Source organism: Nonomuraea sp. NPDC049028 (genome assembly GCF_043197735.1).
In the GTDB taxonomy this organism is placed as follows: Bacteria; Actinomycetota; Actinomycetes; order Streptosporangiales; family Streptosporangiaceae; genus Nonomuraea.
In genome coordinates this window covers 417,372-437,934 of record NZ_JBICTR010000006.1, presented here as the reverse complement: position 1 = coordinate 437,934, position 20,563 = coordinate 417,372, and the positions used below count along the sequence as shown (strand labels likewise).

Below are 20,563 nucleotides of genomic sequence, written 5' to 3'. Positions count from 1 at the left end.
TTCGGAGAGACGCCCCCTTCAGGGAAGCTACCGAGCATTCGGGCGATCCCGGGGCGCCCGGTCCGAGGGATCCTCGGACCGGGCGTCGGGGTCAGGGCTTCCAGTTGTCGAGGAAGTCGTTGAGGGGTCCGGAGGTGGGTACGTCGCCCTTCTCCTGGCCCTTGCGCAGGTCGCGCATGATGCCCGTGACCTGGTCGAGTGCCGAGTCGTCGTGGTTCTCCAGGAACTTCCGGCCGGCCTTCCTGATCTTCTCGTGGGCCTTCCTGGCGGCGCGGGGCTCGATGTCGCCGATGGTCTCCTGAGCCGTCAAGGACGCGTCGAATTCACCCAGCCACTTCACCCACCCTCCGGGCGGAACGCTGTTGGCCAGCGTGCCCTTGGGTTTCGGGGTAGGGCCCGCATCGGTCGGGAGGGGCGCGATGGACGTGGACGGCTCGGGGGTCTCCGTCGGCGTCGGCTCCGGGGCCGGCGTGGTGACGATGGGCGTCGCCGAGGGCGTCGGCCCGGCCTCGGGTCTGCCGCGCGAGCCCGCCCACAGGACCAGGCCCACGGTGACGACCGCGATCACGGCCAAGGCCGCGCCCAGCTGCACGAACAGGCGGCGGTTGGACGACGGCGGAGGTGGCGGCGCGTCATAGATCGCCGTATCCCCCTTACGCGGGCCGCCGCCGTCGTGAAACACCCCGGCGGGCATGGCGCGAGTGTCACCGGCACCCGTCCGGGCCGCATCCACCCCACGCCCCGCAGGCCCACCCGCGCCCGGCTGGGCGAAGATCTGGCCGGTCTGCGGAACGCCGCCCGGGTGGGATGTGGCCTGACCGGGCTGAGGCGCACCGCCCTGGTTCGGGCCCGCCTGAGCACCCTGGGATGCTCCGCCCTGGGGCGCCATGGGGGACGTGGCTTGACCGGGGTGGGGTCCCGTGGCCGGGGCGGGCTGGGTGCGGGGTGGGCGGGCGATGGCGGCCAGCGCTCGGCGTACCGTCTCACCGCCGGCCGGGCGTGCGGCGGGATCCTTGGCGAGCATGGCCAGCACCAGCCGGTCCAGCTCGCCCGGCACCTCCGCCCGGTGGCGGCTCGGCGGCTCGGGCTCGGCGTGCAGGTGCCGCTCGCCGACCTCGTCCGGCGAGCCTTCGAACGGCGGGCGGCCGCACAGCGCCTCATAACAGACGCACCCGAGCGCGTACAGGTCCGCGGCGGCCTCCCCGCCGCGTCCGTCGATTACCTCTGGCGCCCGATACAGTACGCCGCCGTCCGAGGACACCTGGTCGGCCAGCCCGAACCCCACGACCTTGAGCACCCCGCTCCCGGCCCGCCGGAAGCTGTCGGGCCCGATCTGGCCGTGCACCACCCCGGCCCGGTGCGCCGCCTCCAGTCCCGCGGCCGCCTGCCCGATGAGGTCGCAGACCTCGGTGATGGGCAGCGGTCCCTGCCCGGCCACCTCCTCGCCGATGCTCTCCCCGGTGAGGAACTCCATGACCAGGAACGGCGCCCCCTCGTGGTCACCCACGTCGAGCACCATGGCCACGTTCGGATGGATCACCCGGGCCACGGCCTGGGCATGCTGCCGGAGCACCTCGGGCGTGGCCGCCCCGGCGTCCAGCACCTTCACGGCCACGGTCCAGTCGGCGCGCTGGTCGTAGCCGCGCCACACCTCGCCTGTCGGCCCGCTGCCGATGAGCTCATCAAGCCGATACCGGCCGGCGACCAAAGACGGCGTCGCGTCGGACATTATTTCCGCCAATAACTACAGAAACGGCAATTTCGACCCACCCTAGGCCCCCACGGGCCTCTGCCGCCCCACAAGGAGCGATCAGGGCAGGACGCCGCCACTGTCAACCCGCTGGGGTACCCAGACGTCTAATGACGGACGAGCGCGTCACGCCCGGGGCGCATCGTCCTCGGGCCAGTCCTCGGCGTAGATCAGCGCGAGTTCTTGCCACACCTCGTCCACGGGTCGTCCCTGCACCCGCGCGAGGTGCCGTACGAGCAGGAGGATGAGATGCAGGGAGGCCATCGCGGCGACCTCCCGCGGAACCTCGTTGATGACCCGGCCGATCACCTGCAGGCCGATGGGGTCGCTGGTGTCGCCGCTCTCCCGTGCTTCCAGAGCGACGGTGACCATCGCCAGCACGGCGTTCATGTGCTCTTTGAGGAAAGCGCCCCGCTGAGGGCTGCCTGTCATGACTAGTGCACCTTCCGGCATGGAGGGATTGGCGCCCTGGGGCACCCGAACCAGCATGCCGTCTCAGCCGGTGCGATGCGCATCGATTCGCCCAGGAGACCGCTTACCGTCCTGGGCAGTCTTTCGCAACCCGCACTCACCACGCGAACTTCTGTATGCCCGGATTCGGTGACGCGCCGACGACCAACGCATCCGAAGCCAGCCCGACATGAAGAACGTCCGCCCTCCTGGAGAAGAGCTGGACGCATTGTGGCCTGGGCCGAACACGAACCTCGACTTCTGGGTAAGCGCACCAGGCGAAGCCCTTTGCGCGCCGGCACGGCGCCCCCAGAAGCACAGCCCGAGCGAAGCGAGGCATTGTGGCTGGACGCGCGAAAAGGCCCTCCAGGATTATCCTGAAGGGCCTTTTACCTTGGTAGCGGGGGCAGGATTTGAACCTACGACCTCTGGGTTATGAGCCCAGCGAGCTACCGAACTGCTCCACCCCGCGTCGCAAGAGAAAGACTATCGGATCCGGGGAGTGCTTCGGTCGCCCGGCGGAAATCAGGAGGCGATTTCCTTGATCCGCTCGATCAGCTTCACCCGGTCCTCGTGCGTCGCCCCGAACGGCGCGATGTTGAGCGTCGTCACCCCGGACTCCTTCATCGCCGCCACCCGGTCCCGGACGAACCCGTCGCTCCCGATGAGCGACATGCTCTCCAGCAACTCATGCGGCACCAGCGCCGCCGCCTCCTCCTTCTTCCCGTCGAGGTACAGCTCCTGGATCGCCTCGGCCTCCTTCTCGTAGCCGTAGCGCCGCGCGAGGTCGTTGTAGAAGTTGCGGCCCTTGGCGCCCATGCCGCCGATGTACAGCGCCGCCATCGGCCGCCCGAACTCCAGCAGCCCCGCCACGTCGTCGCCGATCGCCAGCGACGCCTGCGCGATCACGTCCAGCTCGCCCAGCTCGTCCTGCCGCTTGGCCCGCCCGGCGGCCAGCGACGGGCCCCACACGTCGGCGGCCTTCTCGGGTACGTAGAAGATCGGCTCCCAGCCCTCGGCGAGCTCGGCGGCCAGCTCGACGTTCTTGGGGCCGATGGCCGCGATCACGATGGGGATGCGGGGGCGTACCGGATGGTTGATGATCTTCAGCGGCTTGCCGAGCCCGGTCCCCTGGCCGGGCGGCAGCGGCAGCGTGTAGTGCTTGCCCTCGTACTCCAGCCGCTCGCGCCGCCACACCTGGCGGCAGATCTCGATGATCTCCCTCGTACGGGCCAGCGGCGCGGTGTACGGCACGCCGTGGAAGCCCTCGATCACCTGCGGCCCCGAGGCGCCGAGACCCAGCGTGAAGCGCCCGTCGGAGACGTAGTCCAGGCCCGCGGCGGTCATCGCCAGCAGCGCCGGGGTGCGCGAGTAGATCGGCAGGATCCCGGAGGCGATCTCCAGCCGCTCGGTCTTGGCGGCGATGTAGCCCATCTGGCTGACGGCGTCGAAGCTGTAGGCCTCGGCGACGAAGACGATGTCGAGACCCGCCTTCTCGTAGTCGGCCAACTCGGCGACCGACTCCTTGAAGCCGCCCGAGTAGTTCAGTGCCATACCGATGCGCATGCCGGGCTCCCGATGAACCGAATGTTGTTCCGTTGCGACGGCAACAGGTTAGCGCGCCGCGTCACCGGCAGCGAGCGGCTAGCCTGGGTCGAATGCTGAAGCGCGTCGTCATCGCCGTGTCCGCCGTGCTCGCCGTGGGACTGGCGGGGCATCAGCTGATCCCGGTGCTCGGCGGGTTCACCCCGGTGATGGAGAGCCTGCTGCCCTGGTTCGGCTTGATCGTGCCGATGCTGCTCGTGGCGGCCGTCGTGGCACGCTCCAAGCTGGCCACGGCCGCGGCGCTCGTGCCCGGCGTGGTGTGGGCGTCCATGTTCGGCTCCACGCTGATGCGCACCCCGCCCGGTGGCCAGAGCGACCTGGCGGTCGGCACGGTCAACGTGGGCGTCACCAACAGCGCCTCGGGCGAGGCGGTGCGTCGCATCGCCGAAGACCTCGACCTGCTGGCGGCCCAGGAGCTGACCAGCGGCGGCCCGGCCGCCAAGCAGCTCAACAAGATGTTCAAGTACCACTATCCGGTGAGCACGGTCGGCCTGTGGAGCCGCTACCCGATCACCGAGACCAAGCCGCTCGACGTCGGCATGGGCTGGCCGCGCGCGCTGCGGGCCGTGGTGGCCACGCCCAAGGGCAAGGTCACCGTGTACGTCATGCACCTGGCCTCCGCCCGCCCCGGCCACACCGCCTCGCGCGATGAGTCCCTGGCCCACGCCCGCAAGCTCATCGACGCCGACCCGAGCAAGCGGATCCTGCTGCTCGGCGACCTCAACACCGCCACCACCGACCGGGGCATGCAGGGACTCACTCCGCCGCTGACGGACGCGCAGCTCACGGCGGGCGACGGCTTCGGGTTCACCTGGCCGTCGGAGTTCCCGATCACCAGGCCGGACCACATCCTGTTCAAGGGGATGACGGCGACCAAGGCGGGGGTGGCCCCGGCGACGGGCAGCGACCACCGCGCCGCGATCGCGTCACTGCGCCTCTAGCGCGCAAGTGCGGTGACCGTCCCCGGGTGGTCCGTCCACACGACCGTCTCGATCCCTGTGACGGTCCCGTCGTGGCTGGGGTCCTTTTAGCGGGGTACCCCCTTCGGGGGAGAGGAAGAACGGATGCCCGGCGAACGTTCGCGGTCAGGTCTCCAGCAGCGACAGGTCCTCAGGGGTGTCGATGTCGGCCGGGTCGCCCAGCCCGTCGCACGGCACCTCCGTGACCAGCTCGGGATGCGCCTTCAGAAACGGTCTCGCCCCCACATCCCCCACGGCCAGTGCGGCGACGGCGGCGAAGTGGCGGCGGGCGATCAGCACGGGGTTGCGGCGCCGGCCGCCGTAGGTCGCCACGGCCACCTCGGCACCGGCGTCCATCAGGGCGCGTACCGCCGCGGGCCCGATGAACGGCTGGTCCACCAGCGCGATGACCACCGACTCGGCCTCCTCGGGCAGCGCGGCCAGCCCCACTCTCAGGGACGAGCCCATGCCCGTCGCCCAGTCCGGGTTGCGGACGGTCACCGCCCGGCGCACCTGTACGGTCGCCGCCCCGAGCACGACCACCACCGGATGGCAGCCGCCGTCCTCCAGCAGCCGCACGCCCCGGTCCACGAGCCGTTCGCCCTCGTACTCGACCAGCGCCTTCGGTGTGCCCAACCGGGCGCCCTGCCCGGCGGCGAGCAGCAGCCCGGCCACCCGGGAGCCTTTCATGGCGTCTCCTGGTGGATGCGCCCCTCGGTGTGGGTCAGCGGCCGCCCCGAACCGCCCCAGCGCAGCTGGATCAGCTCGGCGGCGATCGACACCGCCGTCTCCTCGGGGGTCCGGGCGCCCAGGTCGAGGCCGATGGGCGACCTCAGCCGGGCCAGCTCGTCCTCGGTCAGGCCCGCCTCGCGCAGCCGGGCCAGCCGGTCGTCGTGGGTGCGGCGCGAGCCCATGGCGCCGACGTAGCCCGCGCCGGTGCGCAGCGCCACCTCCAGCAGCGGCACGTCGAACTTGGGGTCATGGGTGAGCACGCAGATGACCGTGCGCTCGTCCACCTGTACCGAGGCCAGGTAGTCGTGCGGCCACTTGACCACCACCTCGTCCGCGTCCGGGAAGCGCTTGGGGGTGGCGAAGACGGGCCGCGCGTCGCAGACGGTCACGTGATAGCCCAGGAACTTGCCCACCCGCGCCACCGCCGCGGCGAAGTCGATCGCCCCGAACACCAGCATCCGCGGCGGCGGCGCGAACGACTGCACGAACACCGCCAGGTCGTCCAGCCGCCGCTCGCCCTGCCCGCCGTAGTGCCTGATGCCCGTCGCGCCCTGGGCCAGCATGCCGCGGGCGTCATCGTCGACGGCCTCGTCGAGCCGGTCCAGGCCGAGCGTGCCCGAGGAGCGGTCCGGCCAGATGACGCGCCGGGCGCCCATCCGCCCGGGGCCGGAGACGATCGTGGCGACCGCCACGGGCTCGTGCGCGTTCACGGACGCCGCGATGTCGCCCAGCTGGGGAAAGGTCTCGGCCGAGATGGGTTCGACGAGGATGTCGATGATGCCGCCGCAGGTCAGCCCGACGGCGAACGCGTCGTCGTCGCTCACGCCGTACCTCTGCAGGATGGGCGTGTCGATCTCGGTGGCCAGCTCGAACACCGCGCCCTCGACGCACCCGCCGGACACGCTGCCGACCACTTCGTCGCCGCGCACCGCCATGGCCGCGCCCGGCGCGCGGGGCGCGCTGCTGAACGTGCTCACCACTGTGGCGAGCCCGAACTTGTGCCCCGATCTCCACCAGCGCATGATCTCCGGCAGCACATCACGCATGGGCGAGCCTCTCACTGAGTTCTTCGAAGGCGGCCAGGCTGTGCCCGGCCACCAGATCGTCCAGGTACGGCAGAGCGGCCCGCATGCCGCCGGTCAGCGGCTGGTAGTCCGCGTACCCCTTGTGCGGGTTGACCCAGATGACCCGGTGCGCCTGCCTGGCCAGGCGGGCCATCTGTGTGCCGAGGAGTTCCGGGTCGCCCCGTTCCCAGCCGTCCGAGGCGATCACCGCGATCGCCCCTCTCGCGCTGGCGCGGGTGAGGTATTCCCTCAGCTCCTCGCCCAGCCTGGTCCCGCCACTCCAGTCGGGCACGGCCTTGGACACCTCGTTCAGCGCCGTGCCGGGGTCGCGGTGGCGCAGCTCGGCGGTGATCGGGGTGAGCCTGGTGCCGATGGAGTAGACCCTGGTGGCCCGCGGCTCGCTCCTGACCAGGGCGTGCGCGAAGCGCAGCAGCGTCTCGGCGTAGGGAGCCATGGAGCCGCTGACGTCCACGAGCAGCACGACGCGGCGCGGCCTGGTGGTGTGCCGCCGGCGGCGCAACCGCGCGACCTCGCCCTTCCTGAGCGCGTCCCGGATCGTCCGCCGCTGGTCCAGAACGCCCCGGTGCGCGGCCTCGAACCGCCGCGAGCGCCGCTGCGCGCGCCGGCCGCGCAGCATGGACAGCATCCGGTGCACCTCCGCCCGTTCGGCCTCGGTCAGCCGGGCCACGTCCCGGTTGCGCAGGATCTCGGTACGGCTGGCGGTGCCGGGCACGGCCTCGGCCTCGCCCTCCTGCTCCTCCTGCTCGGTGGCGGCGGTGTGGCGGGTGACGGTCGTGGTGCTGGTACGGCTGACCTTGGCGGTCCGGCCGCCGAAGTAGGCGGCGAAGCAGCGGTCGTACCTGGGCAGGTCGTCGGGTGTGGCGCAGAGCGTGAAGCGGCCGGCCCAGTAGACGTCGGCCGGAGCGGCCACGTCGAGGTGGTCGAGGGCCAGCAGCAGGTTGCGGGTGCGCTCGTGGTCGGCGGCGACGCCCGCGGCGCGCAGTGTCCTGGCGAAGCCCGTCATGGTGGCGGCCAGCTCACGCATGGAGGAGCCCGTTGCCCAGGACGTTCTCGACGTCCTCGCGGTATTTCAGCGCGGCGCCCAGCGTGGCCGCCGCGCGGCCGGGGTCGAGCTCCTTGGCGCCCAGCGTGAGCAGCGCCTCGGTCCAGTCGAGCGTCTCGGCGACGCCGGGCGGCTTGACCAGCCCGGCCTGCCGCAGCCGCGCCGCCGCCTGAGCCACCTGGGCGGCCAGCGTCTCGGTGCACTCGGGCAGGCGGCGCAGCAGGATCGCCACTTCCCTGTCGAAGTCCGGGTGCTCCAGCCAGTGGTAGAGGCAGCGGCGCTTGAGCGCGTCGTGCACCTCACGGGTCCGGTTGGAGGTGACGACCACGACCGGCGGCGTCTTGGCGCTGACCGTGCCCAGCTCGGGGATGGAGATCGTGAAGTCCGACAGCACTTCCAGCAGGAACGCCTCGAACTCGTCGTCGGCCCGGTCGATCTCGTCCACGAGCAGCACGCTGGGCTGCGTCTCGACGGCCTTGAGCAGCGGCCTGGCGATCAGGAACCGGCGATCGTAGATCTCGCCTTCGAGGCGGCCCACGTCGGTGATCCCGGCGGCCTCGGCGGCTTTGAGGTGGAGCAGCTGGCGGGCGAAGTCCCAGTCATACAGCGCCTGGGCGGCGTCGAGCCCCTCGTAGCACTGCAGCCGGATCAGCGGCGCCTCCAGCAGCGCGGCCAGGGTCTTGGCCAGCTCGGTCTTGCCCACCCCCGCCTCCCCTTCGAGGAAGAGCGGCCGGCCCATCCTGAGCGCCAGGAACGCGGCCGTGGCCAGGCCCTCGTCGGCCAGGTAGGCGTGCCGGTCGAGCAGCTCGATGAGGTTGTCCGGAGACTGGATGTCCATTGCCGTGATTGTCCGCCGCAGCACGCCTTCAGGCTACGCGCCACTTGGTCCACGCGAGAATCCCGCGCTCAGCGCTCCTCCGCGTCCTCTCCGCCCTTCGCCTCTCCGCGCTCGTGGATCAGGGCGGCCAGCTCGGCCGTGGCGCGGTGGGCGCGGGCCTTCTCCGAGCCCTGGATGCCCATCGCGCCGATGGTGCGGCCGTCGGAGAAGTCCAGCTTGGGCCAGGGCTCGCCGACCAGCAGGGTCACGTCCAGGACCTCCGGCCAGCTGTAGCGGTGGGTACGGATGGCGTTGACGATCGTCAGGCCCGTCTCGTCGGCCTCGACCCGCACCCGGCCCAGCAGGTGCAGGACGAAGGCCACCAGGCAGCCGAACAGCACGAGCCCGATCCGGTCCACCAGCTGGAACGGCTCGGCGATGAGGACGGCCATCACCACCGAGCCGAGGACGATCACCGTCGCGGAGCCGTACGCGACGAATCTCCCCCGGCGGGGACGCCAGGTGATGGGCAGCGGCGGGGGAGTCATCGGCTCGGACACGAACGGAAACCTATCGCAGGTCAGTGGAGGGTCTTCAGGAGGAGGGCGGTCTCCAGCGCGGCGATGGCCGACTCATAGCCCTTGTCCTCCTTGCTGCCCGGCAGGCCCGAGCGGTCGAGTGCCTGGTCGAGCGTCTCGCAGGTGAGCACGCCGTTGCCGACCGGGGTCTCCTCGTCGAGTGAGATCCGGGTCAGGCCGGCGGTCACCGAGTCGCAGACGTACGCGAAATGCGCGGTCTCGCCCTTGATGACCGCGCCCAGCGCCACCACCGCGTCGCAGCGGCGGGCCAGCGCCTGGGCGATGACCGGGATCTCCAGCGAGCCGGGCACCCGTACGACGGTGGCCGTGGCGCCGCTGTCCTCGCACGCCTGGAGGGCGCGGGCGAGGAGCTGGTCGGTGATCTTGGCGTGCCAGCCGGCGGCGACCACGCCCACCGTCAGTCCCGCGGCGTCCGGTGCCGCGGCCGCCGCTGGACGTCCTTCCCCGCTCATGAAGCCTCCGAGATGTCGTGGCCGAGGCGGTCGCGCTTGGCCTTGAGGTAGCGCTCGTTGTAGGGGTTCATCGCCACCGGCATGGGCTCGCGGCCGAGCACCTTGATGCCGTAGCCGTCCATGCCCTTGAGCTTGGCCGGGTTGTTGGTGAGCAGGCGTACGGACTTGACGCCGAGGTCGGCCAGGATCTGCGCGGCGTTGGAGAACTCGCGGGCGTCGACCGGCAGGCCCAGCTCGATGTTGGCGTCGACGGTGTCGCTGCCGGCGTCCTGGAGGCTGTACGCCCTGAGCTTGGCCAGCAGGCCGATGCCCCGGCCCTCGTGACCGCGCAGGTAGACCACGACGCCGCGGCCCTCCTGCGCGATGGCGGACATGGCGTGGTCGAGCTGCACGCCGCAGTCGCAGCGCAGCGAGCCGAACACGTCGCCGGTCAGGCATTCGGAGTGGGCGCGGACCAGGATGTTCTCGCCGGCCGAGTCGCCGGACAGGTCGCCGTAGACGAGCGCGATGTGCTCGCCGCCATCGAGCGCGCTGGCGTAGCCGTAGGCCCGCCACATCCCGTACGCGTTGGGCACGTTCGTCTCGGCGACCCTGGTGACCATGCTCTCGGTCCTGCGCCGGTAGTCGACCAGCTGCTCGATGGAGATGAGCGCCAGATCGTGCTCGTCGGCGAAGGTCCGCAGCTCGGGCAGCCGGGCCATGGTGCCGTCGTCGTTGACGATCTCGGCCAGGACGCCCGCGGGGCTGAGCCCGGCGAGCCTGGCCAGGTCGACGGCCGCCTCGGTGTGGCCGCGCCGGCTCAGCACGCCGCCCTCGTGGTAGCGCAGCGGGAAGATGTGGCCCGGCCGGACCAGCTCGTAGGGCTCGGTGGCGGAGTCGGCGAGTGTACGGATCGTCCTGGCGCGGTCGGCGGCGGAGATGCCGGTGGTCACGCCGTCGCGGGCGTCGACGCTGATCGTGTACGCGGTGCGCAGCCGCTCCCGGTTCTGGAACACCATGAGGGGCAGGCCCAGCCGGTCCAGCTCCTTGCCCTCCATGGGCACGCAGATGACGCCGCTGGTGTGCCGGATGGTGAACGTGAGCAGCTCGGGAGTGGCCTTGGAGGCGGCGAAGATGATGTCGCCCTCGTTCTCCCGGTTCTCGTCGTCGACGACCAGGACGGGCTTGCCGTTACGGATGTCGTCGATCGCCCGTTCGACCGGGTCGAGGATGGTCTCGGTCATGATGCCACCGCCAGTTCCGCGGGAGCGCTCTGGTACTCCCTGAGCCATTTCACGAAGCCGTACAGCACGAGCACGAAGAAGACCCCGTAGACGGCGCCGGAGACGACCAGGCCCGAGCTGAACGCCAGCGGCACGCCGACCAGGTCGACGGCCACCCAGATGATCCAGAAGTCGACCAGCGCCCGGCCCTGCGCCCAGGTGGCGACCGCGCTGCCGACGAAGATGTAGGCGTCGGCGGCCACCAGGAACGCGCCCTTCGGCAGCGGCACGCTGGCCCCCCACGACAGGTGGGTGAAGAAGAACAACACGCCGACGAGGATGGTGCCCAGCGCCATCACGCCGATGTAGGCGGTCCGCTCGCGCGCCGTGGCCGGGCGTACGGTCAGCTGCTTGCCGCCTTCCGTGCCGCGCCGCCACGCCCACCAGCCGTAGACGGCCAGCGCCCCGAACATCGCCTGCTTGAGCGCGTTGCCGGTGATGCCCGCGTTGATCGAGGCGATGAACAGCAGCACCGAGCCGGTGAGCTGCACCGGCCACGTCCACACCGACTTGCGTATCGCCAGCAGTACGGTGCTCAGCGCGGCGATGTTGCCGACCAGGTCCGTCCAGAGGACATGCGTACCGAATACCTCGAATCCGGCGTTGGCCCAGTTCACTGCTTGCCCACCAGCCTTTCCACGTACTTCGCGATCACGTCGACCTCGATGTTCACCATGTCGCCCACTTCGCGCTCGCCCATCGTGGTCAGCTTCAGCGTGGTGGGGATGAGACTCACGCCGAAGCCGTCGTCGTCAACCGTGGTGACCGTCAAGCTGATTCCGTCGATGGCGATCGAACCCTTCTCCGCCACGTAACGGGCGAGGGATTCGGGGAGGGAGAAGCGGAGGTTGTCCCAGTTCGCCCCGGGTTCCCGTGATCGCAGAACGGCCGTGCCGTCGACATGGCCCTGCACGATGTGGCCGCCGAGACGCTGGTCGGCCCGTACGGCCCGCTCCAGGTTCACCGCGGACCCCACGTCCAGGGCGCCGAGGGAACTGCGGTCGAGCGACTCCTTGATCACGTCCACGGTGAACACGTCGTCCTGGACGTCCACGACCGTCAGGCAGACGCCGTTGACGGCGATCGAGTCACCGTGGCGCGCGTCGGAGGTGACGATCGGGCCGCGGACGGACAGCCGCGCCGAGTCGCCCACCGCCTCGACGGCCACGACGTCACCCTTTTCCTCGATGATTCCGGTGAACATCAACTCTCCTTGCGTGGTGGTGCCAGCACCGGCCGCGCGGTCAGCCGCAGGTCCGGTCCAATGGGGGAAACGTCGTCGAAGGCCAGCCGGTGGGTGGCGGCGATGGTCGCCACGCCCGCCTCGCCGAGCGCGGCCGGTCCGGCGCCCAGGAGGGCCGGGGCGAGGTAGGCGATGACGCGGTCGATCAGGCCCTGGCGCAGGAACGCGCCCGCGAGCGTCGGGCCGCCTTCCAGGAACACGCTGACGACCTCGCGCGCGGCCAGCTCGCGGAGGAGGGCGTGCAGGTCGAGGCCGCCGTCCTGGCGCGGCAGCCGGATCAGGTCGGCCTTGAGGCGGGTCTCGACGTCGTCGGCGACCGCGACGAGCGTGGGCGCCGCGCCGTCCAGCACCCTGGCGCCGGAGGGGGTACGCGCCTCGGAGTCGACCACGACGCGCAGCGGCACGCGTATGGCGGGCCGGGCTTCGCCGTCCGGGCTCGTCGGACGGCTCGCGTCGGCCGGGCTGGTCGGATCGCTCGCGTCGGCCGGGTGGCTCGGGCGGGCGGTGAGGTGCGGGTCGTCGGCGAGGACCGTGCCGATGCCGGCGATGATCGCGCCGGACTCGGCGCGCAGCCGGTGGACGTCGGCCCGGGCCTCGGGGGAGGTGATCCACTGGCTGGTGCCGTCGGGGGCGGCCGACCGGCCGTCGAGGGTGGCGGCGAACTTCCAGGTCACGTACGGCCTGCCGAGCCGGGCGTACGTGAGCCACTCGGCGTTGACCCGCTCAGCCTCCTCGGCGAGCAGCCCGGACTCCACGGCTACCCCGTGCGCGCGCAGCCGCGCGGCGCCTCCGGCGGCCTTGGGCGTGGGATCGGCGACCGCCACCACCACCCGCGCGACGCCCGCGTCGAGCAGCGCCAGGCTGCACGGCCCGGTCCGGCCGGTGTGGTCGCAGGGTTCGAGCGTCACGTACGCGGTGCCGCCGCGGGCCCGCTCCCCCGCCGCGCGCAGCGCGACCACCTCGGCGTGCGGGCCACCGGCGTAGGCGTGGAAGCCCTCGCCGGCGACGTTCCCCGAGGCGTCGAGGACGACGCAGCCGACGACGGGGTTCGGGCTGGTGGCGCCCCGCCCGCACGCGGCCAGCTCGACGGCCCGCGCCATGTGCGCGGTGTCTTCAGCGGGTGTCTCCACCCCGGGCCTCCTACTCGCCAGTAGCTCCAAGCCACGGCGGGCCCCGGGGGGTATGGCGGTGCGCGTACGCACCGCAGTGGCGCCCGGCTCAAGGCCGGACACCCGCGCGCTTCCTCCCATCCGGACTTTAACCGTCGGTCCCGGAATTTCACCGAGTCAACCGGCCGATGGCATCGGCCGGGTCGCGGACTGTAACCGCCGGTTCGGAATTTCACCGACCCCGGAGCACGCTAGCTCTCTTCTCACACCAGTCTGCCATGCCGACAAAAGCGGATGCGACCGCCCCCTACTATGCCAAACAAGCGCTCGCTTGGTCAACGCGCGCGGCGGGACGACTGACAGTGGGTGATGGAAGGGCAGAAGGTCAGGCAGTGGGACAGCCGAAGGTCAGACGGTGGAACGGCGGGAGACCAGGTGCCAAGACAGCCGCAGGTCAGGCGGCCATGAGACGGCGGGCGAGACGGGCGGCCGGGCTGTAACGGACCTGCGCCGGGATCAGCCCCAGCCCGGTGTGCAGCGCCTTCAGCGTGGTCGTCGCCCACAGGTCACCGACCGGGGTGGCGGGCAGGCCGTACAGCCGCCTGGCCCAGCGCGGGAGCGTCGCGAACGCCAGCAGCGTCACCCCCGGCAGGACCGGCTTGAGCGGGGTGAGCAGCAGCGGGAGCGGCGCGGTGAGCGACAGGCGGAGCGGGTGCGCCGCCTCGGGGACGAATCGCAGACCGGGACGTTCCCCCTCGATGTAGTCCCGCAACTCGCCCACGGTGCCGGGGACGGAGGCCGGGTCGAGGCCGACGACCTCGGCGGCCCGTCGCCATTCGGCCACGAAGGTGTCCGCCTCGGCGTCCGTCAGCTTGACGCCGCCCCGGCGCGCCACTGACAGGTAGGAGTCGACCTCCCCCACGTGCACCCAGCGCAGCGCATTCGGATCGTCGAGGTGGAAGCGCTCGCCCGTGTCCGGATCCCACGCGGTCAGCTTGGCGTGGATCCTGCGGACCCGGCGGCCGGCCCGCTCGACCTCCTCGTGCGTCCCGTACGTACGGACCCGGACGAATTCCGTCGTCCGCGTGAAACGCGACCATGCCTCGTTCGGGTCCATCAGAGAGGAGTTCTGCAGCACGCCGCGCATCGCCTTGGGGTGCAGCCCCTGCATCAGCAGCGCCCGCAATCCGCCGACCAGCAGGATCGGCTCGCCCATCACCCGCCAGGTCACCGAATCGGGCCCGAAGAGCCCATGGTCCTCCATAAGCGGACAGTTACCCAGGTAACGCCTGCTTCATGTCACAGCATCATCTTGTTTATGCATTGATTCCGTGATTAAGAAAACATCACCTCAGCAGATCATGACATCGCATACATGACCAGGTCAACGGCATAGAAGGCACGACCGCATCGATATTTCACAACAAAACAATCAAACCCTGGCGAAGCATTGCCTCCAGCTGATCAGGCCTGCAAATCTGCCATATGGCCTGAAACTTCCCGTTCTGGCATGTTCCTTGGGAGTCCTGTTAGATGACCACACCGACGTCCACCGCACCAGAGATCGACGCGACGTCCGTGACCGAAGCACCGGACGCGGTGGGCCGATCGCCCGGCCAGCTCATGTGGCTGCGCTTCCGGCGGGACCGCACCGGGGTCATCTCCGCCGCGATCGTGATCTTCTTCTTCCTGGTCGCCATCCTCGCGCCGGTCATCTCCTTGGTGTACGGCAAGGACCCGTACACCCTGTACGGCCAGGACCGGCCCGGACTGCTCAACGACTTCGGCTACGCGATGGCGCCCAACGGCGGGATCAGCTCGGAGTTCTGGTTCGGCATCGAGCCCAACCTGGGCCGTGACGTGTTCACGCAGCTCATCTACGGGATCAGGACCTCGCTGCTGATCGCGGTGGTGGCGACCATCCTCACCACCCTGATCGGCATCGTGGTCGGCATCATCGCCGGGTACGCCGGCGGCAAGACCGACTTCTTCATCGGCCGGATCATCGACCTGATGCTGTCGTTCCCGCAGGTCCTGTTCATCATCGCGTTCACGCCGGTGGTGGACCAGCTGCTGGTGCCCTCCAACGAGGAGACCCCGGTGTGGCTGCGGGCGGTCACGCTGACCATCCTGCTCACCGTCTTCGGCTGGGCCGGGCTGGCCAGGCTGCTGCGCGGCCAGGTGCTGTCGATGCGCGAGCGCGAGTTCGTGGAGGCCGCCAAGGTCACCGGCGCCTCCCCCGCCAGGATCGTGTTCAAGGAGCTGCTGCCCAACCTCTGGACCCCGATCCTCATCCAGTCGACGCTGCTGCTGCCCGCCCTGGTCACGGCCGAGGCGGCGCTGTCCTTCCTGGGGGTCGGGATGGGCGAGCAGGTCCCCGACTGGGGCCGGATGTTCCTGCGGGCCACGCAGGTCTACCAGAACGACATCACGTATCTCATCTTCCCCGGCGTCGCACTGCTGATCTTCGTCATCGCCTTCAACCTGCTCGGTGACTCGGTCCGCGACGCCTTCGACCCCAAGATCAAGCGCTAGAGGAGAGAAATGAATCACCGCAAACGGTCGGCTCTCGCGGTTGTCGCGGCGGCCTCGCTGGCGTTGGTCGGCGCCTGCGCGCCGGGCAACGCGGGCGCTCCGTCGAGCGCCCCCGCGAGCGCGGGCGCCTCGTCTGCGCCGGCGGCGGCCTACAAGCCCCCGACGATCACCCTGGGCACCGCGGAGGACTCCAAAGGCCCCGCCATCCCGCCGGAGGGCGTCGTCAAGGGCGGCACCGTCACCATGATCGACCGGGACGACTTCGCCCACTTCGACCCGGCCCAGATCTACGTGAACACCGACGCGAACTTCGGCCTGCTCATCAGCCGCGGCCTGACCGGTTACAAGCGGATCGCCAAGGGCGAGTACAAGCTGGTCGGCGACCTGGCCGTTGACGCGGGCACGCCGTCCGACGGCGGCAAGACCTGGACGTTCACCCTGAAGGACGGGGTGAAGTGGCAAGACGGCAGCCCGATCACCTCAGCCGACGTGAAGTGGTCCGTCGAGCGGATGTTCGCCCCCTTCGTCACGTTCGGGCCGAACTACATTCAGACGTGGCTCACCTCCGAGGACTACAAGAAGGCCTACCCCGGCCCGTACGGCGGCAAGGAACTCGACAACATCGAGACCCCTGACGACAAGACGGTCGTCTTCAAGTTCAAGTCGCCGCACGCCGACGCCAACTACGCCTTCGCCATGGCGGGCTACAACATCGTGCCCAAGGCCAAGGACACCAAGGAGAAGTACGACAAGGAGCCCGTCTCCTCCGGTCCGTACATCATCAAGTCGCACGTCGTCGACAAGTCCCTCGAGCTGGCCCGCAACCCCAACTGGGACGCCGCCACCGACCCGATCCGCGGCGCGTACCCGGACGTGTGGAAGATGGAGTTCGGCCAGGAGGCCACTCAGGTGACCGACCGGTTCGTGGCCGACTCAGGACCCGACCAGACGGCGTTCACGTTCTACTCCAACACCCCGGCGGAGCGGCTGCAGCAGGTGCTGGGCGACGCCAGCCTGGCCGACCGCCGCATGATCAGCCCGTCGCCGTACGGCAACTACTACTACTTCAACCTCGACCGGGTGAAGGACCAGAAGATCCGTCAGGCGATCAACTACGCCTGGCCGGCCAAGCAGATCCAGCAGGCCCTGGGCGGCCCGCAGGCCGTGGCGCTGCCGACGACGATCCTCAACGAGAACACCACGGTCGGCTACAAGCCGTACGACCTGTTCGGGAAGCTGGCCAAGCCCGAGGGCGACATCGAGAAGGCCAAGCAGCTGCTGGCCGAGTCGAGCAACCCGCACCCGACCATCGTCTACGCCTACAACAACCTGCCCACCCAGGAGCCGGTCACCCTGGTGATCAAGAACGCCCTGGAGAAGGCCGGGATCAAGGTCGTGGCCAAGTCGCTGGACCGTAAGACGTACTACGACTCGATCAGCCAGACGAAGAACGAGTTCGACCTGTACTGGGGCGGCTGGGGCGCCGACTGGCCGTCCGGCTCCACCGTGATGCCGATCATCTTCGGCCCGGTCTCCGACGGCGGGCAGAACATGAGCCACCTCAACGACCCGACGGTCAAGGCCGAGATGAAGAAGATCTCGGAGAACCCGGACATCAACGCGGCCAACGAGGCCTGGATGAACCTCGACAAGCAGATCCAGGAGACCATCACCCCGCTGGTCGTGGCCGAGAACCGGATCGGCACCTTCCTGCACGGCTCCAAGGTGGGCGGCGCCGAGATCGATCCGCAGCAGTGGATCGTCTCGCCGAACACCATCTTCGTGAAGCAGTAGCACCGCCGCTCCGGGCGCCGTCGCGGCGCCCGGAGCGCCCTTTTGGAGATCTCGTGCTTCGATTCCTGACCCGCCGCGTCATCGGCGCCGCGGTCATCCTCGTGATCATCTCGGGGGTGACCTTCTTCCTGTTCTTCGTGATCCCCGCCGACCCGGCTCGGCTGGCGTGCGGCAAGGTCTGCCCGCCGGAGACGCTGGCGCAGGCCAGGCACAACCTGGGCCTCGACCAGCCGGTCGTGGTGCAGTTCGTGTCGTGGCTCGGGGGGATCTTCTTCGGCCGGAACTTCGAGGGCCTCGGCAACTGCCCCGCGCCCTGTCTCGGCTACTCCTTCGTCAACCGCGCCCCGGTCTTCGAGACCATCATCGACCGGCTGCCCGTCACCATCGCGCTGACGATCGGCGCCTCGGTGATCTTCCTGACGTTCGGCGTGGCGACCGGCATCCTCGCCGCGCTGCGCCAGGGCAAGCCGCTCGACAAGATCGCCAGCATCTCGTCGCTGGTCGGCGCCTCGATGCAGATCTACTTCGTCGGCACGCTGGCCATGTACTTCTTCGTCTACCAGGCGCACATCTTCCCGCAACCCAAGTACATCCCGATCACCGAGGATCCGCTCGGCTGGTTCGGAGGGCTGCTGCTGCCCTGGATCGTGCTGGCGATCATCTTCACCGCCAACTACACCAGGATGACCCGCTCCACGATGGTGGAGAACCTGGCCGAGGACTACGTACGAACCGCCAGGGCCAAGGGCATGTCCGGCAGGAGCGTGGTGCTGCGCTTCGCCCTGCGCGGCACGCTGACCCCGATCATCACCATCTTCGGCGTGGACCTGGGCATGCTCATCGGCGGCGCGATCATCACCGAGACCACGTTCGGGCTGCAGGGGATCGGCCGCCTGTCGGTCCGCGCGGTCGACAACTCCGACCTGCCCACACTGATGGCCACCGTCCTGGTGGCAGCGGGCGCGATCGTGGTGATGAACATCGTCGTCGACGCCCTGTACGCCGTCATCGATCCCCGCGTGAGGCTGAGCTGATGTTCCTTGAGGTCAACGAGCTCACCGTCGACTTCCACACCGAGGACGGCGTGGTCCACGCGGTGGACCGGCTCTCCTTCCAGGTGGAGCAGGGGACCACGCTCGGCATCGTGGGAGAGTCGGGCTCGGGCAAGTCGGTGACGAACCTGGCCGTGCTCGGCCTGCACAACCCGGAGACGGCGAAGATCTCCGGCAGCATCACCTTCGACGGCCAGGAGCTGATCGGCGCGTCCAGGTCCACGATGGAGAAGCTGCGCGGCGACCGGATCGCGATGATCTTCCAGGACCCGCTGACGTCGCTGTCGCCGTTCCACACGATCGGCGCGCAGATCGCCGAGGTGTACCGCAAGCACAAGGGCGTCTCGCGGTCGTCCGCTCGGGACCGGGCGATCGAGATGCTGGACCGGGTCGGCATCCCGCAGCCGAAGGTCCGCGTCGACGACTACCCGCACCAGTTCTCCGGGGGCATGCGCCAGCGCGCGATGATCGCCATGGCGCTGGTCTGCGACCCCGGTCTGCTGATCGCCGACGAGCCGACGACCGCGCTCGACGTCACCGTACAGGCGCAGATCCTCGACCTGCTGAGCGAGCTGCAGGAGCAGTCGGGCACGGCGATCGTGCTGATCACCCACGACCTGGGCGTGGTGGCCAACACCGCGCACAACGTGCTGGTCATGTACGCCGGGCGGGCCGTGGAGCGGGGCACGATGCACGAGGTGCTGCGCGAGCCGCGCCATCCGTACACCTGGGGGCTGCTGGGCTCGATGCCCAGCCTGCGCCGCCCGGTGGACCTGCCGCTGGAGCCGGTGCGCGGCACCCCGCCCAGCCTGATCAACCTGCCGTCCGGCTGCGCGTTCCACCCGCGCTGCGACTACATGAAGCTGCTGGGCAAGGAGGTGTGCGCCGGTGACCGGCCCGAGCTGTCGCCCGAACACGGCCACGGCGACGCCTGCTTCCTGACGCTCAAACAGAAGGCGGAGCAGCTCAGGCGACCAGTTGAGGAGACGAAGTGACGGAGAAGCTGCTGGAGCTGTCCGGGGTGGTGAAGCACTTCCCCGTCAGAGGCGGCTTCCTGGTCAAGCACCAGGTCGGCGTGGTGCACGCGGTGGACGGCATCGACCTGACCGTGCACGCGGGCGAGACGCTCGGCCTGGTCGGCGAGTCGGGCTGCGGCAAGTCGACGACCGGACGGCTGGCGGCCCGGCTGCTGGAGCCGACCGGCGGCCGCATCACCTATGACGGCCGCGACATCACCCACGCGGGCCGCCGCGAGCTCAAGCCGATCAGGCCCGAGATCCAGATGGTCTTCCAGGACCCGTACTCCTCGCTGAACCCACGGCACACGGTCGGCTCGATCATCCGCGGCCCGATGGACATCAACGACATCAACCCGCCCGGCGGCCGGGAGGCCCGCGCCAGGGAGCTGCTGGAGATCGTCGGCCTGAACCCCGAGCACTACAACCGCTTCCCGCACGAGTTCTCCGGCGGCCAGCGGCAGCGCATCGGCGTCGCCAGGGCCCTGGCCCTGGAGCCCCGGCTGATCGTGGCCGACGAGCCGGTGTCCGCGCTGGACGTGTCGATCCAGGCCCAGGTGATCAACCTGCTGCAGCAGTTGCAGCGGGACATGGGGATCGCGTTCCTGTTCATCGCGCACGACCTGGCGGTGGTCCGGCACTTCTCGCAGCGGGTCGCGGTGATGTACCTGGGGAAGATCGTCGAGATCGCGGACCGGGAGTCGCTCTATGAGCGGCCGCGCCATCCGTACACGCACGCGCTCTTGTCGGCGGTGCCGGACGCGGACGTGGAGGGGCCGGCGCGGCAGCGGATCCGGTTGGCGGGGGACGTCCCGTCGCCGCTCAATCCGCCGTCGGGGTGCCGCTTCCGTACGCGGTGCTGGAAGGCGCAGGAGAAGTGCGCGGTGGAGGAGCCGCCGCTGACGCGACTGTCGGGCAACCACGAGGGCCACCTGACCGCCTGCCACTTCCCCGAGGCCCCCACCACGCAGGGCGAGGACGTGGTGCTGGACCCGGCGCTGGCGTGATCACGCCGTTCTGATCGACCGTCCGGCCCGCCGTGCTTCTCGCGGCGGGCCGGA

Annotated in this window: 20 protein-coding genes, 1 tRNA gene and 1 riboswitch; of the genes, 6 read left to right on the top strand and 15 right to left on the bottom strand. The window is 70.0% G+C overall.

Features of this window, described 5'->3' with window-relative positions; genetic code table 11:
* Positions 1 to 91 precede the first annotated feature (91 nt).
* From ACGFJ2_RS25420 to ACGFJ2_RS25405, 4 genes are all read right to left on the bottom strand, one after another.
* Positions 92 to 1,729, bottom strand: coding sequence for a protein kinase (locus ACGFJ2_RS25420; protein WP_393472139.1), 1,638 nt, complete (start codon positions 1,727 to 1,729; stop codon positions 92 to 94).
* A gap of 147 nt (positions 1,730 to 1,876) precedes the next feature.
* Positions 1,877 to 2,182 carry a hypothetical protein gene (locus ACGFJ2_RS25415; protein WP_225291804.1) on the bottom strand — a complete coding sequence of 102 codons (306 nt, stop codon included), beginning with the start codon at positions 2,180 to 2,182 and terminating at the stop codon, positions 1,877 to 1,879.
* 413 nt (positions 2,183 to 2,595) lie between these two features.
* Positions 2,596 to 2,672 (bottom strand) — tRNA-Met (locus ACGFJ2_RS25410).
* A gap of 53 nt (positions 2,673 to 2,725) precedes the next feature.
* On the bottom strand, positions 2,726 to 3,766 hold the full coding sequence (locus ACGFJ2_RS25405; protein WP_358181114.1) for an LLM class F420-dependent oxidoreductase: 1,041 nt from the start codon (positions 3,764 to 3,766) through the stop codon (positions 2,726 to 2,728).
* Between the two features lie 92 nt (positions 3,767 to 3,858).
* On the opposite strand from ACGFJ2_RS25405, the gene ACGFJ2_RS25400 reads away from it, so the two are divergent.
* Entirely contained in the window at positions 3,859 to 4,746 is an 888-nt protein-coding gene (locus ACGFJ2_RS25400) for an endonuclease/exonuclease/phosphatase family protein (RefSeq protein WP_357945356.1), read from the top strand.
* A gap of 144 nt (positions 4,747 to 4,890) precedes the next feature.
* Here ACGFJ2_RS25400 and ACGFJ2_RS25395 read toward each other — a convergent pair whose 3' ends face one another.
* The 11 genes from ACGFJ2_RS25395 to ACGFJ2_RS25345 form a co-directional block, all read right to left on the bottom strand.
* Positions 4,891 to 5,454 (bottom strand): NTP transferase domain-containing protein, encoded by a 564-nt coding sequence (locus ACGFJ2_RS25395; RefSeq protein ID WP_393472134.1) that lies wholly within the window; start codon positions 5,452 to 5,454, stop codon positions 4,891 to 4,893.
* On the bottom strand, positions 5,451 to 6,542 hold the full coding sequence (locus ACGFJ2_RS25390) for an XdhC/CoxI family protein (RefSeq protein ID WP_357945351.1): 1,092 nt from the start codon (positions 6,540 to 6,542) through the stop codon (positions 5,451 to 5,453). Before ACGFJ2_RS25390 ends, ACGFJ2_RS25395 begins: the two co-directional genes overlap by 4 nt.
* Positions 6,535 to 7,605: a VWA domain-containing protein gene (locus tag ACGFJ2_RS25385; protein ID WP_393472131.1), complete on the bottom strand. Its 1,071-nt coding sequence runs from the start codon at positions 7,603 to 7,605 to the stop codon at positions 6,535 to 6,537. The genes ACGFJ2_RS25390 and ACGFJ2_RS25385 overlap by 8 nt, the downstream gene beginning before the upstream one ends.
* Positions 7,598 to 8,461 carry a MoxR family ATPase gene (locus ACGFJ2_RS25380; protein WP_357945345.1) on the bottom strand — a complete coding sequence of 288 codons (864 nt, stop codon included), beginning with the start codon at positions 8,459 to 8,461 and terminating at the stop codon, positions 7,598 to 7,600. The genes ACGFJ2_RS25385 and ACGFJ2_RS25380 overlap by 8 nt, the downstream gene beginning before the upstream one ends.
* A gap of 68 nt (positions 8,462 to 8,529) precedes the next feature.
* The gene (locus tag ACGFJ2_RS25375; protein WP_357945343.1) at positions 8,530 to 9,000 is read right to left on the bottom strand and encodes a PH domain-containing protein; all 471 of its coding nucleotides are present in this window, start codon (positions 8,998 to 9,000) and stop codon (positions 8,530 to 8,532) included.
* A gap of 20 nt (positions 9,001 to 9,020) precedes the next feature.
* On the bottom strand, positions 9,021 to 9,491 hold the full coding sequence (gene ribH / locus ACGFJ2_RS25370) for a 6,7-dimethyl-8-ribityllumazine synthase (RefSeq protein WP_357945340.1): 471 nt from the start codon (positions 9,489 to 9,491) through the stop codon (positions 9,021 to 9,023).
* Entirely contained in the window at positions 9,488 to 10,714 is a 1,227-nt protein-coding gene (locus tag ACGFJ2_RS25365; protein WP_357945337.1) for a bifunctional 3,4-dihydroxy-2-butanone-4-phosphate synthase/GTP cyclohydrolase II, read from the bottom strand. Before ACGFJ2_RS25365 ends, ribH begins: the two co-directional genes overlap by 4 nt.
* Positions 10,711 to 11,370 (bottom strand): nicotinamide riboside transporter PnuC, encoded by a 660-nt coding sequence (locus ACGFJ2_RS25360; RefSeq protein ID WP_393472126.1) that lies wholly within the window; start codon positions 11,368 to 11,370, stop codon positions 10,711 to 10,713. The genes ACGFJ2_RS25365 and ACGFJ2_RS25360 overlap by 4 nt, the downstream gene beginning before the upstream one ends.
* The gene (locus tag ACGFJ2_RS25355; RefSeq protein WP_357945333.1) at positions 11,367 to 11,957 is read right to left on the bottom strand and encodes a riboflavin synthase; all 591 of its coding nucleotides are present in this window, start codon (positions 11,955 to 11,957) and stop codon (positions 11,367 to 11,369) included. The genes ACGFJ2_RS25360 and ACGFJ2_RS25355 overlap by 4 nt, the downstream gene beginning before the upstream one ends.
* Positions 11,957 to 13,126, bottom strand: a complete 1,170-nt coding sequence (gene ribD, locus ACGFJ2_RS25350) for a bifunctional diaminohydroxyphosphoribosylaminopyrimidine deaminase/5-amino-6-(5-phosphoribosylamino)uracil reductase RibD (protein ID WP_393472123.1) — start codon at positions 13,124 to 13,126, stop codon at positions 11,957 to 11,959. Before ribD ends, ACGFJ2_RS25355 begins: the two co-directional genes overlap by 1 nt.
* A 102-nt stretch (positions 13,127 to 13,228) precedes the next feature.
* Positions 13,229 to 13,359: riboswitch (FMN riboswitch) on the bottom strand.
* A 200-nt stretch (positions 13,360 to 13,559) separates the two neighbouring features.
* Entirely contained in the window at positions 13,560 to 14,369 is an 810-nt protein-coding gene (locus ACGFJ2_RS25345; protein ID WP_357945328.1) for an oxygenase MpaB family protein, read from the bottom strand.
* A gap of 269 nt (positions 14,370 to 14,638) precedes the next feature.
* Between ACGFJ2_RS25345 and ACGFJ2_RS25340 the strand changes: the two genes are divergently transcribed.
* Genes ACGFJ2_RS25340 through ACGFJ2_RS25320 form a run of 5 tightly spaced genes read left to right on the top strand, consistent with a single transcriptional unit; the run spans position 14,639 to position 20,509 of the window.
* Positions 14,639 to 15,640 carry an ABC transporter permease gene (locus ACGFJ2_RS25340; RefSeq protein ID WP_357945326.1) on the top strand — a complete coding sequence of 334 codons (1,002 nt, stop codon included), beginning with the start codon at positions 14,639 to 14,641 and terminating at the stop codon, positions 15,638 to 15,640.
* Between the two features lie 9 nt (positions 15,641 to 15,649).
* Positions 15,650 to 17,434: an ABC transporter substrate-binding protein gene (locus ACGFJ2_RS25335; RefSeq protein WP_357945324.1), complete on the top strand. Its 1,785-nt coding sequence runs from the start codon at positions 15,650 to 15,652 to the stop codon at positions 17,432 to 17,434.
* A gap of 53 nt (positions 17,435 to 17,487) precedes the next feature.
* Positions 17,488 to 18,468 carry an ABC transporter permease gene (locus ACGFJ2_RS25330; RefSeq protein WP_357945321.1) on the top strand — a complete coding sequence of 327 codons (981 nt, stop codon included), beginning with the start codon at positions 17,488 to 17,490 and terminating at the stop codon, positions 18,466 to 18,468.
* Positions 18,468 to 19,481, top strand: coding sequence for an ABC transporter ATP-binding protein (locus tag ACGFJ2_RS25325; RefSeq protein WP_357945318.1), 1,014 nt, complete (start codon positions 18,468 to 18,470; stop codon positions 19,479 to 19,481). The genes ACGFJ2_RS25330 and ACGFJ2_RS25325 overlap by 1 nt, the downstream gene beginning before the upstream one ends.
* The gene (locus ACGFJ2_RS25320) at positions 19,478 to 20,509 is read left to right on the top strand and encodes a dipeptide ABC transporter ATP-binding protein (RefSeq protein WP_357945315.1); all 1,032 of its coding nucleotides are present in this window, start codon (positions 19,478 to 19,480) and stop codon (positions 20,507 to 20,509) included. The genes ACGFJ2_RS25325 and ACGFJ2_RS25320 overlap by 4 nt, the downstream gene beginning before the upstream one ends.
* Positions 20,510 to 20,563: the final 54 nt, after the last annotated feature.

Bases quoted from the DNA above. Each gene is read 5' to 3' on its own strand.
- ACGFJ2_RS25400 (WP_357945356.1), top strand. From the start codon at position 3,859: ATGCTGAAGCGCGTCGTCATCGCCGTGTCCGCCGTGCTCGCCGTGGGA.
- ACGFJ2_RS25380 (WP_357945345.1), bottom strand. From the start codon at position 8,461: ATGGACATCCAGTCTCCGGACAACCTCATCGAGCTGCTCGACCGGCAC.
- ACGFJ2_RS25405 (WP_358181114.1), bottom strand. From the start codon at position 3,766: ATGCGCATCGGTATGGCACTGAACTACTCGGGCGGCTTCAAGGAGTCG.
- ACGFJ2_RS25345 (WP_357945328.1), bottom strand. From the start codon at position 14,369: ATGGAGGACCATGGGCTCTTCGGGCCCGATTCGGTGACCTGGCGGGTG.
- ACGFJ2_RS25355 (WP_357945333.1), bottom strand. From the start codon at position 11,957: ATGTTCACCGGAATCATCGAGGAAAAGGGTGACGTCGTGGCCGTCGAG.
- ACGFJ2_RS25335 (WP_357945324.1), top strand. From the start codon at position 15,650: ATGAATCACCGCAAACGGTCGGCTCTCGCGGTTGTCGCGGCGGCCTCG.
- ACGFJ2_RS25415 (WP_225291804.1), bottom strand. From the start codon at position 2,182: ATGACAGGCAGCCCTCAGCGGGGCGCTTTCCTCAAAGAGCACATGAAC.
- ACGFJ2_RS25365 (WP_357945337.1), bottom strand. From the start codon at position 10,714: ATGACCGAGACCATCCTCGACCCGGTCGAACGGGCGATCGACGACATC.
- ribH (WP_357945340.1), bottom strand. From the start codon at position 9,491: ATGAGCGGGGAAGGACGTCCAGCGGCGGCCGCGGCACCGGACGCCGCG.
- ACGFJ2_RS25395 (WP_393472134.1), bottom strand. From the start codon at position 5,454: ATGAAAGGCTCCCGGGTGGCCGGGCTGCTGCTCGCCGCCGGGCAGGGC.
- ACGFJ2_RS25420 (WP_393472139.1), bottom strand. From the start codon at position 1,729: ATGTCCGACGCGACGCCGTCTTTGGTCGCCGGCCGGTATCGGCTTGAT.
- ACGFJ2_RS25340 (WP_357945326.1), top strand. From the start codon at position 14,639: ATGACCACACCGACGTCCACCGCACCAGAGATCGACGCGACGTCCGTG.
- ACGFJ2_RS25390 (WP_357945351.1), bottom strand. From the start codon at position 6,542: ATGCGTGATGTGCTGCCGGAGATCATGCGCTGGTGGAGATCGGGGCAC.
- ACGFJ2_RS25325 (WP_357945318.1), top strand. From the start codon at position 18,468: ATGTTCCTTGAGGTCAACGAGCTCACCGTCGACTTCCACACCGAGGAC.
- ACGFJ2_RS25385 (WP_393472131.1), bottom strand. From the start codon at position 7,605: ATGCGTGAGCTGGCCGCCACCATGACGGGCTTCGCCAGGACACTGCGC.